We start from the raw sequence: 9,984 nt of genomic DNA on the forward strand, positions 1-9,984 counted from the left end.
CGTTACTCACAAGGTTTATATTTACACGGGTCAGATACACGAAAGTATTCACTACTTTGCGTTTTAATTTTGCACAAAAAAAGTCAAATCGCTTAATTAATAATTTAGACAAATGCATAGATATAATTAAATTCATGAGATGAATAATTGAGCCACGTTAAATGCCATTTATCTGATTAACCAGCCAGAACTATATCCTCGCTAACACCAGGTTTGATTCTGATTTTTGCCTTAAGGCCTGTTCATTCGCACTTATAAATTAAAAAACATTAATTACCCTCATTATTATACGCCCTACATTTTATTTTTATCCCTCTGCCCTGCTACCGATTCACGGCAAATATCGGTTCATGGGTATTTAAAGGAACAGTAATGACGAATTATTTCAGACGTTTGCCCTTATCCGGTTTTATTGTCTGCGCGGTACTGCTCACTGGATGCGATGGTCAGGAAAACCAACCACCACATCCGCAGGCGCCTCAGGTCAGCGTGCATATAGTGAAAAGCGCCCCTCTGGCTATCACCACCGAACTCCCGGGCAGAACAGATGCCTTTCGCGTTGCGGAGGTTCGTCCTCAGGTGAGCGGCATCATATTGCGTCGTAACTTCACAGAGGGAAGTGATGTAAAAGCCGGCGAGTCACTTTATCAGATCGATCCTGCCACCTATCAGGCCGCGTATGACAACGCGAAAGGTGAACTCGCGAAGGCCCAGGCGGCGGCTAACATTGCGCACCTGACGGTAAAACGTTATCTCACGCTGGTTGGCACGCAGTATGTCAGCAAGCAGGAATACGACCAGGCCGTGGCGACAGCGCAGCAAGCAGATGCCAGCGTCGTTGCCGCACAGGCAGGCGTTGAAAGCGCGCGCATTAATCTTGCCTATACCAAAGTGACGTCTCCCGTCGAGGGTCGCATCGGTAAATCCAGCGTCACCGAAGGCGCGCTGGTGACCAACGGGCAAGCCGCAGCCCTGGCAACGGTTCAGCAGCTTGATCCGATGTATGTCGACGTCACCCAGTCCAGCAGTGATTTTATGCGTCTGAAGCAGACGAGCCTGCAAAAAGGAGAGGCCACCAGCACCGTTGAGCTGGTGATGGAGAATGGTCAGCCCTACCCGTTGAAAGGTACGCTGCAGTTCTCGGATGTCACGGTCGACGAAAGTACCGGCTCTATCACCTTGCGCGCGATTTTCCCAAACCCACAGCACCTGCTGTTGCCTGGCATGTTTGTCCGGGCCCGCATTGATGAAGGTACACAGCCTGATGCGATTCTGGTCCCACAACAAGGCGTGACCCGCACGCCGCGCGGTGATGCATCCGTTCTGGTGGTTAACGATAAAAACCAGGTTGAGTCACGTACCGTCGTTGCCCCTCAGGCGATTGGCGATCGCTGGCTGGTGACGGAAGGGCTGAAAAATGGCGACCGCGTCATTGTCAGCGGCTTACAAAAAGTCAGACCGGGCGCTACCGTCGTCGCGACGCCTGATACCACCACGACTCCAGCCGGTTAAGGGACGACGACATGGCTAATTTCTTTATCCAACGGCCGGTTTTCGCCTGGGTGCTTGCCATCATTTTGATGATTGCAGGCGGGCTGGCCATTCTCAAACTGCCCATCGCGCAGTATCCGACCATTGCCCCTCCCGCCGTGGCTATCACCGCAACGTATCCGGGTGCTGATGCGCAAACGGTGCAGGATACCGTAACGCAGGTTATCGAACAGAACATGAACGGTATCGATAACCTGATGTATATGTCATCCACCAGCGATTCCGCAGGTAATGTCACCATCACGTTGACCTTCCAGTCTGGAACAGACCCGGACATTGCGCAGGTACAGGTTCAGAACAAACTGCAGCTCGCCATGCCGCTGCTACCCCAAGAGGTCCAGCAGCAAGGGATCGGTGTTGAGAAGTCCAGCAGCAGCTTCCTGCTGGTCGCAGGCTTTGTTTCCGATAACAAAGACCTCACGCAGGATGACATCTCTGACTATGTCGCGTCTAACGTGAAAGATGCCATTAGCCGCACCACGGGAGTTGGTGATGTGCAGCTGTTTGGTGCCCAGTATGCGATGCGCATCTGGCTCGACAGCAACGCGATGAACAAATACCAGCTGACGCCGCTGGATGTGATTAATCAGCTGAAAACGCAGAACGACCAGATAGCGGCCGGCCAGTTAGGCGGAACGCCGTCAGTACCGGGGCAGCAGTTGAACGCCTCGATCATTGCACAAACGCGTCTGAAATCTCCGGAAGAGTTTGGCCGCGTGACGCTCAAGGTGAACCAGGACGGTTCCATGGTTCATCTGAAAGATGTGGCCCGCATTGAGCTGGGTGGCGAAAACTACAATATGGTCACCAAAATCAACGGGCAAGCGGCAACCGGCCTGGGGATTAAGCTGGCTACCGGTGCAAACGCACTGGACACGGCCGCCGCCATCAAGAGCAAACTGGCCCAGCTCCAGCAGTTCTTCCCGGAGGGGCTGAAGGTAGTCTACCCCTACGACACCACGCCTTTTGTGAAGATCTCTATCCACGAAGTGGTGAAAACGCTGTTCGAAGCGATCATTCTCGTCTTCCTGGTGATGTATCTTTTCCTGCAAAACCTGCGGGCGACGCTTATCCCGACAATTGCGGTGCCGGTCGTGCTGTTGGGTACGTTTGCGATCCTGGCGGCGTTCGGTTTCTCCATCAACACCCTGACCATGTTCGGTATGGTGCTGGCGATTGGCCTGCTGGTTGATGACGCCATCGTGGTGGTTGAGAACGTCGAACGCGTCATGGTTGAGGACAAGCTGCCGCCAAAAGAGGCGACGCAGAAGTCGATGGGGCAGATACAGGGCGCACTGGTGGGTATCGCCATGGTGCTTTCAGCGGTCTTTATCCCCATGGCCTTTTTTGGCGGTTCAACCGGAGCCATCTATCGTCAGTTCTCGCTGACCATTGTCTCGGCTATGGCGCTGTCGGTGCTGGTCGCTCTGATTCTGACACCGGCACTGTGCGCCACCTTGCTTAAACCCGTCTCCAGCGATCGCCACGAAAAGAAAGGTGGCTTCTTCGGCTGGTTTAATGCGCTCTTTGATCGGAGCGTGGAGCATTACAGCAACAGCGTAAGCGGCATTTTGCGTAAGACCGGGCGCTATCTGGTTGTATACGTCATCATCGTCGGTGGCATGGCCGTACTGTTCCTGCGCTTACCCACCTCCTTCCTGCCCGAAGAGGATCAGGGGGTATTTATGACTATGGTCCAGCTCCCCGCCGGAGCCACCCAGATGCGTACCCAGCAGGTGCTTGACCAGGTTCAAAATTATTATCTCAACAACGAGAAGGCTAACGTTGAATCGGTGTTTACCGTGAACGGCTTTAGCTTTAGTGGTCAGGGTCAGAACTCCGGTATTGCGTTCGTTAGCCTAAAGCCCTGGGAAGCGCGTCCCGGAGCAGAAAATAGCGTTGAGGCGATCGTAAGGCGTGCGACAAAGGCCTTCAGTCAGATTAAAGATGGCCTCGTGTTCCCGTTTAACCTGCCTGCGATTATCGAGCTGGGTACCGCAACGGGCTTTGACTTTGAGTTGATTGATCAAGCTAACCTGGGGCATACCCAACTGACCCAGGCGCGTAATCAACTGCTCGGCATGGTGAAAGCGCACCCCGATCTGCTGGTTCGCGTTCGTCCTAACGGTCTGGAAGATACCCCACAGTTCAAACTGGATGTCGACCAGGAGAAGGCACAGGCGTTGGGCGTCAGCCTCTCTGACGTCAACCAGACGATCTCGACGGCATTGGGGGGAACCTATGTGAACGACTTTATCGATCATGGACGCGTGAAAAAAGTGTACGTCCAGGCCGACGCTCACTTCCGTATGTTGCCAGGTGACATCAACAACCTCTACGTGCGCAGCGCGAATGGTGAAATGGTGCCGTTCTCCTCCTTTAGCAGCTCGCACTGGGTGTATGGCTCGCCTCGCCTGGAGCGCTACAACGGAATGCCTTCGATGGAGATCCTCGGTGAGTCCGCGCCGGGTAAAAGTACCGGTGAGGCGATGGCCTTGATGGAGAACCTCGCCGCAAAACTGCCTTCCGGTATCGGCCATGACTGGACGGGAATGTCTTATCAGGAACGACTGTCTGGTAACCAGGCACCTGCCCTGTACGCCATTTCACTGATTGTGGTGTTCCTGTGCCTGGCTGCGCTTTATGAAAGCTGGTCTATTCCCTTCTCGGTCATGCTGGTTGTGCCGCTGGGTGTCACGGGCGCGCTTCTCGCCGCATCGATTCGCGGGTTAAACAATGATGTCTATTTCCAGGTCGGCCTGCTGACAACGATTGGTCTGTCGGCGAAAAACGCCATCCTGATCGTCGAGTTTGCTAAGGATCTGATGGATAAAGAAGGTAAAGGGATCATTGAAGCCACACTGGAAGCATCCAGAATGCGTCTTCGACCGATCCTGATGACGTCGCTGGCCTTTATCCTTGGCGTGATGCCGCTGGTCATCAGCAGAGGAGCCGGGAGCGGCGCGCAAAATGCTGTCGGGACAGGTGTTATGGGAGGGATGCTTTCCGCAACGCTTCTGGCTATTTTCTTCGTGCCCGTCTTCTTTGTGGTTGTCCGGCGCCGGTTTACGAAACATAAAGAGTAATGTTTCTCAAAAAAGGCACCTCAGGTGCCTTTTTTATTTTTAGCATAAACAATGAATTAGATATGTCATACTCACAGCATTAATAGTTAACCATTTGCATTAAGTAAAAACGCCGCGTTACGTCTTCATATTTTCTCCATTAATTCATCCTGACAGCGACTTTTCTCCACGATTTTTACAAACAACATAATTTGAGATTATTCCCCGTGCAACGTTGCCTTATCCCGGTGGTAAAATAGTCTCCAGTTCGTTAATAGCCCTCCTGGCTGTATAGCGAATGAGAAATAATACTGAGGTAACATCATGAAAAGATTCATTTCCGTTGCACTACTCGCTGCGCTGCTTGCTGGATGCGCGCACGACTCTCCATGTGTACCGGTATACGACGATCAAGGCCGACTGGTTCATACCAATACCTGTATGAAAGGCACCACTCAGGACAACTGGGAAACAGCAGGTGCTATCGCCGGTGGTGCTGCCGCGGTGGCAGGTTTGACGCTGGGTATCGTTGCTCTGACGAAGTAACATCAGAACGTATCATGTGTGTAGAAAGCGCGGCTCTGTCCGCGCTTTTGCTTTTAAAGAGTGCAGCGTTTTCAGATAAGTAAAAAAATAGCCCCGTCTTTACCCAGCCTGTTTATTTCATCCTGCGGACAGTCACATATTTTTAATGCACAGCGTTAAATTACATATTCTATCGTGATGATTTTCACATATTAATTATATTTAATACCCTGCCAATATTCACCCCAGAAACTATCTCTTCATTTTAAGGTATAGCCGCTGAAAGTTTTGCTCCGATTTGTGGCACAGGTTGTAATTTCGCACCGTTTCGGGGCGCTCTCTTTATTTAACCCTGTCTACACTCAGCATTATGCGCTCATTGGTCACCTATTTTGTTGAGCGCAAACCTGGCATTACGTTTGCTTTATAAACGTTGGCCAAAGCCACAGACAGGTAAAGCGTTTAAAACGCCTCTATAACGATAAATTTCGCCACACAGGATGCATTATGAAAAAGACGATGATAGCCAGCCTGGCCGCCGCGGGCATGTTGTTTGCTGTAGCCGGTCAGGCCCATGCGGGTACGACACTGGATGCCGTTAAAAAGAAAGGGTTTGTTCAATGTGGGATCAGTGACGGTTTACCTGGCTTCTCTTATGCCGATGCAAACGGCAAATTTACCGGTATTGATGTTGATGTCTGCCGTGGTGTTGCCGCCGCCGTTTTCGGTGACGACAGTAAAGTAAAATATACCCCGCTGACGGCGAAAGAACGTTTTACTGCATTACAGTCTGGCGAAGTTGACATGCTTTCCCGTAATACCACCTGGACCTCCTCCCGTGATGCAGGCATGGGAATGGCATTTACTGGCGTGACCTATTATGACGGTATCGGTTTCCTGACCCACAATAAAGCGGGCCTGAAAAGTGCCAAAGAGCTGGATGGCGCGACCGTTTGCATCCAGGCCGGTACCGATACCGAGCTGAACGTCGCGGATTATTTCAAAGCAAATAACATGAAATATACCCCTGTGACATTCGATCGCTCCGATGAATCGGCCAAAGCGCTGGAATCCGGTCGTTGCGACACGCTGGCTTCTGACCAGTCACAGCTGTACGCCTTGCGTATTAAGCTGAGCAACCCGGCGGAGTGGATTGTCCTGCCTGAAGTGATCTCCAAGGAGCCTCTTGGACCGGTTGTGCGTCGTGGCGATGAAGACTGGTTCTCCATTGTTCGCTGGACGCTGTTTGCCATGCTGAATGCCGAAGAGATGGGCATCAACTCGAAAAACGTCGACGAGAAAGCCGCTAAACCGTCCACGCCGGATATGGCTCATCTGCTGGGAACAGAGGGCGATTTCGGGAAGGATCTGAAGCTGGATAACAAGTGGGCTTACAACATCATCAAACAGGTGGGTAACTACGCTGAGATCTTTGAGCGCAACGTGGGATCGGAAAGCCCTCTGAAGATCAAACGCGGCCAGAACAATCTCTGGAACAACGGCGGTATTCAGTACGCGCCACCAGTACGTTAAGTCATTGCTGTAACGGGCACTGTTAAGGCAGTGCCCGCCCCAGAGTCATGGTTACCGAGGTTTCTTTATGTCCCATCGCCGCTCAGCCGTAAAAGGATCGCTATCCTTTTCTCATCCCGCGGTCCGCGCCTGGCTATTCCAGGTTATTGCGATTATTGCGGTTGTTCTTATCGCCGTGTATCTCATCCATAACACTATAACCAACCTGAATAATCGCGGTATTACCTCCGGCTTTGCTTTTCTGGATCGCAGCGCGGGGTTTGGCATTGTTCAACACCTTATTGATTATCAGGAAGGCGACACGTATGGACGCGTGTTCGTGGTCGGTTTACTGAATACGCTGCTGGTCTCTGCACTTTGTATTGTTTTTGCCTCCATACTGGGCTTCTTTATTGGTCTGGCACGTTTGTCCGAAAACTGGCTGCTACGCAAACTGTCTACTTTTTATATTGAGACGTTCCGTAATATCCCGCCGCTGCTGCAGATCTTTTTCTGGTATTTTGCCGTGCTGCGCAACCTGCCGGGGCCACGTCAGGCTATTGATGCTCTTGATCTGTTTTTCCTGAGTAATCGCGGGTTGTATATTCCTTCTCCGCAGTCGGGTGAAGGGTTGTATGCCTTCATTGCCGCCCTTGTAATAGCGCTTGCTCTCTCAGCCGCCATGTTCCGCTATAACCGCAAGCATCAGTTCAAAACCGGGCAGCTTCGTAAAACCTGGCCAACCGCCGCCATCCTTATCATTGGCCTGCCACTTCTGACACACTGGCTGTTTGGGGCCGCCCTTCACTGGGATATTCCGCAGCTGCGTGGCTTTAACTTCCAGGGCGGAATGGTTTTAATTCCTGAGCTGGCAGCCCTGACGCTGGCGCTTTCGATTTATACCTCTGCATTTATCGCCGAGATTATTCGTGCGGGGATCCAGGCCGTTCCTTACGGGCAACACGAGGCGGCGCGCTCGCTGGGATTACCCCATACGGTGACGCTTCGTCAGGTCATTATTCCGCAAGCGTTACGGGTCATCATTCCGCCGCTGACCAGTCAATACCTCAATATTGTCAAAAACTCATCGCTGGCGGCCGCCATTGGCTACCCCGATATGGTGTCGCTGTTTGCCGGAACCGTGCTTAACCAGACCGGACAAGCCATTGAAACTATTGCCATCACAATGTCTGTCTATCTGATCATCAGCCTGGTGATTTCGTTGCTGATGAACCTCTATAACCGTCGTATAGCACTGGTCGAGCGCTAAGGATCTATGATGACAAAAGCGATACTGTCGCACTCCTCGCGCCCTGCCAGTTCGACAGGCGGCCGTTTTATTCTCTGGGCGCGTAAGAATCTGTTCTCCAGCTGGAGTAACAGCCTGCTGACAATTGTATGTTTGTGGCTTATGTGGGAATTAATTCCACCGCTGCTGAACTGGGCTTTTTTACAGGCTAACTGGTCGGGATCCACTCGCGCAGACTGCACAAAAGCAGGGGCCTGCTGGGTGTTTATCCATGAGCGTTTTGGCCAGTTCATGTATGGATTGTATCCGCATGAACAGCGCTGGCGGATTAATCTGGCACTGGCCATCGGGCTGCTCTCCATCGCCGTAATGTTCTGGAAAAAACTGCCTCATCGGGGGCGTTATATTGCCTGTTGGGCAGTGGTGTATCCCATTATTGTTTGGGGGCTGTTGTATGGCGGCTTCCTGGGGCTGGAACGTGTTGAAACACGTCAGTGGGGTGGGTTAACGCTGACGCTGATTATCGCGTCCGTTGGGATAGCCGGCGCACTGCCATGGGGTATTTTGCTCGCGCTTGGGCGGCGCTCAAAAATGCCTGTCGTACGTGTACTTTCCGTTATTTTCATTGAATTCTGGCGTGGCGTACCGCTTATCACCGTTCTGTTTATGTCTTCGGTCATGTTGCCGCTTTTTATGGCAGAAGGGACAACGATAGACAAACTGATCCGTGCCCTGGTCGGGGTCATCCTTTTCCAGTCCGCTTACGTTGCGGAAGTGGTGCGTGGGGGCCTGCAGGCTCTGCCTAAAGGTCAGTACGAAGCGGCGGAATCACTGGCGCTTGGCTACTGGAAAACGCAGGGACTGGTGATATTGCCACAAGCACTCAAGCTGGTTATCCCGGGCCTGGTCAATACCATCATTGCCCTCTTCAAAGATACCAGCCTGGTGATCATCATCGGGCTGTTCGATCTCTTTAGCAGCGTGCAACAGGCGACCGTTGACCCTGCCTGGCTGGGTATGTCCACCGAGGGATATGTCTTCGCTGCTCTGATCTACTGGATCTTTTGTTTTAGCATGTCGCGCTATAGCCAGCATCTGGAAAAGCGCTTTAACACCGGGCGTACACCGCACTGAGGAAATTATGAGCCAGATTACTATGACACCTGCCGACGCGATGATTACGCTGGAAAACGTGAATAAATGGTACGGGCAGTTTCATGTTTTGAAAGATATTAACCTCAAGGTTAAGCAGGGAGAACGGATCGTTCTTTGTGGCCCTTCCGGGTCCGGAAAATCCACGACCATTCGCTGTATTAACCACCTTGAAGAACATCAGCAGGGGCGCATTGTTGTTGATGGCATCGAGCTGAATGAAGATATTCGTAACATCGAACGGGTGCGCCAGGAAGTGGGAATGGTGTTTCAGCACTTTAACCTGTTTCCCCATCTCACCGTTCTGCAGAACTGTACGCTTGCGCCAATTTGGGTACGAAAGATGCCTAAAAAGGAGGCTGAAGCACTGGCGATGCACTACCTGGAACGGGTACGTATCGCAGAGCACGCCAATAAATTTCCAGGCCAGATATCAGGCGGTCAGCAGCAGCGCGTGGCTATCGCCCGTTCGCTCTGTATGAAACCGAAAATTATGCTTTTTGATGAACCGACATCCGCCCTGGATCCGGAAATGGTGAAAGAGGTACTGGATACCATGATTGGACTGGCGCAGTCCGGGATGACCATGCTGTGTGTGACGCACGAAATGGGGTTTGCCAGAACCGTGGCCGATCGGGTGATCTTTATGGATCGTGGGGAAATCGTTGAGCAGGCACCGCCGGATGAGTTCTTCGCACATCCTAAATCTGAACGTACGCGGGCTTTCCTGTCACAAGTGATCCATTAAGCGTGTCTTAGCCCGGTGGCGTTTCGCTTACCGGGTCTGACTTTTTCCGGGAAACATAACGCAAAAAGGCCATCCTTTCGGATGGCCTCTTCACTTGTTTGATGTCTGGCAGTTCCCTACTCTCACATGGGGAGACCCCACACTACCATCGGCGCTACGGCGTTTCACTTCTGAGTTCGGCA

7 protein-coding genes are annotated in these 9,984 nt (G+C 52.1%); all 7 read left to right on the forward strand.

The annotated features are described in order from the left end of the window. The first annotated feature begins 372 nt into the window (after positions 1–372). The 7 genes from ACMVME_RS16950 (at position 373) to ACMVME_RS16980 (ending at position 9,802) form a co-directional block, all read left to right on the forward strand. Entirely contained in the window at positions 373–1,512 is a 1,140-nt protein-coding gene (locus ACMVME_RS16950; protein WP_020883495.1) for an efflux RND transporter periplasmic adaptor subunit, read from the forward strand. An 11-nt stretch (positions 1,513–1,523) separates the two neighbouring features. Beyond that, a complete protein-coding gene (locus tag ACMVME_RS16955; protein ID WP_151711677.1) occupies positions 1,524–4,637 on the forward strand; it encodes an efflux RND transporter permease subunit in 3,114 nt (1,037 codons plus the stop codon). Between the two features lie 303 nt (positions 4,638–4,940). After that, a complete protein-coding gene (locus ACMVME_RS16960) occupies positions 4,941–5,162 on the forward strand; it encodes a lipoprotein (protein WP_008502867.1) in 222 nt (73 codons plus the stop codon). A gap of 486 nt (positions 5,163–5,648) precedes the next feature. Next, positions 5,649–6,674: an amino acid ABC transporter substrate-binding protein gene (locus ACMVME_RS16965; protein ID WP_014171877.1), complete on the forward strand. Its 1,026-nt coding sequence runs from the start codon at positions 5,649–5,651 to the stop codon at positions 6,672–6,674. Positions 6,675–6,741: 67 nt separating this feature from the next. Then, on the forward strand, positions 6,742–7,923 hold the full coding sequence (locus ACMVME_RS16970; RefSeq protein WP_044857902.1) for an amino acid ABC transporter permease: 1,182 nt from the start codon (positions 6,742–6,744) through the stop codon (positions 7,921–7,923). A gap of 9 nt (positions 7,924–7,932) precedes the next feature. Then, the gene (locus ACMVME_RS16975; RefSeq protein ID WP_050737348.1) at positions 7,933–9,036 is read left to right on the forward strand and encodes an amino acid ABC transporter permease; all 1,104 of its coding nucleotides are present in this window, start codon (positions 7,933–7,935) and stop codon (positions 9,034–9,036) included. A 7-nt stretch (positions 9,037–9,043) separates the two neighbouring features. Beyond that, positions 9,044–9,802: an amino acid ABC transporter ATP-binding protein gene (locus tag ACMVME_RS16980; protein WP_014171880.1), complete on the forward strand. Its 759-nt coding sequence runs from the start codon at positions 9,044–9,046 to the stop codon at positions 9,800–9,802. Positions 9,803–9,984: the final 182 nt, after the last annotated feature.

Origin of the sequence: Enterobacter cloacae complex sp. 2024EL-00711 (genome assembly GCF_047529885.1) — a bacterium.
GTDB classification, from domain to species: Bacteria; Pseudomonadota; Gammaproteobacteria; order Enterobacterales; family Enterobacteriaceae; genus Enterobacter; species Enterobacter ludwigii.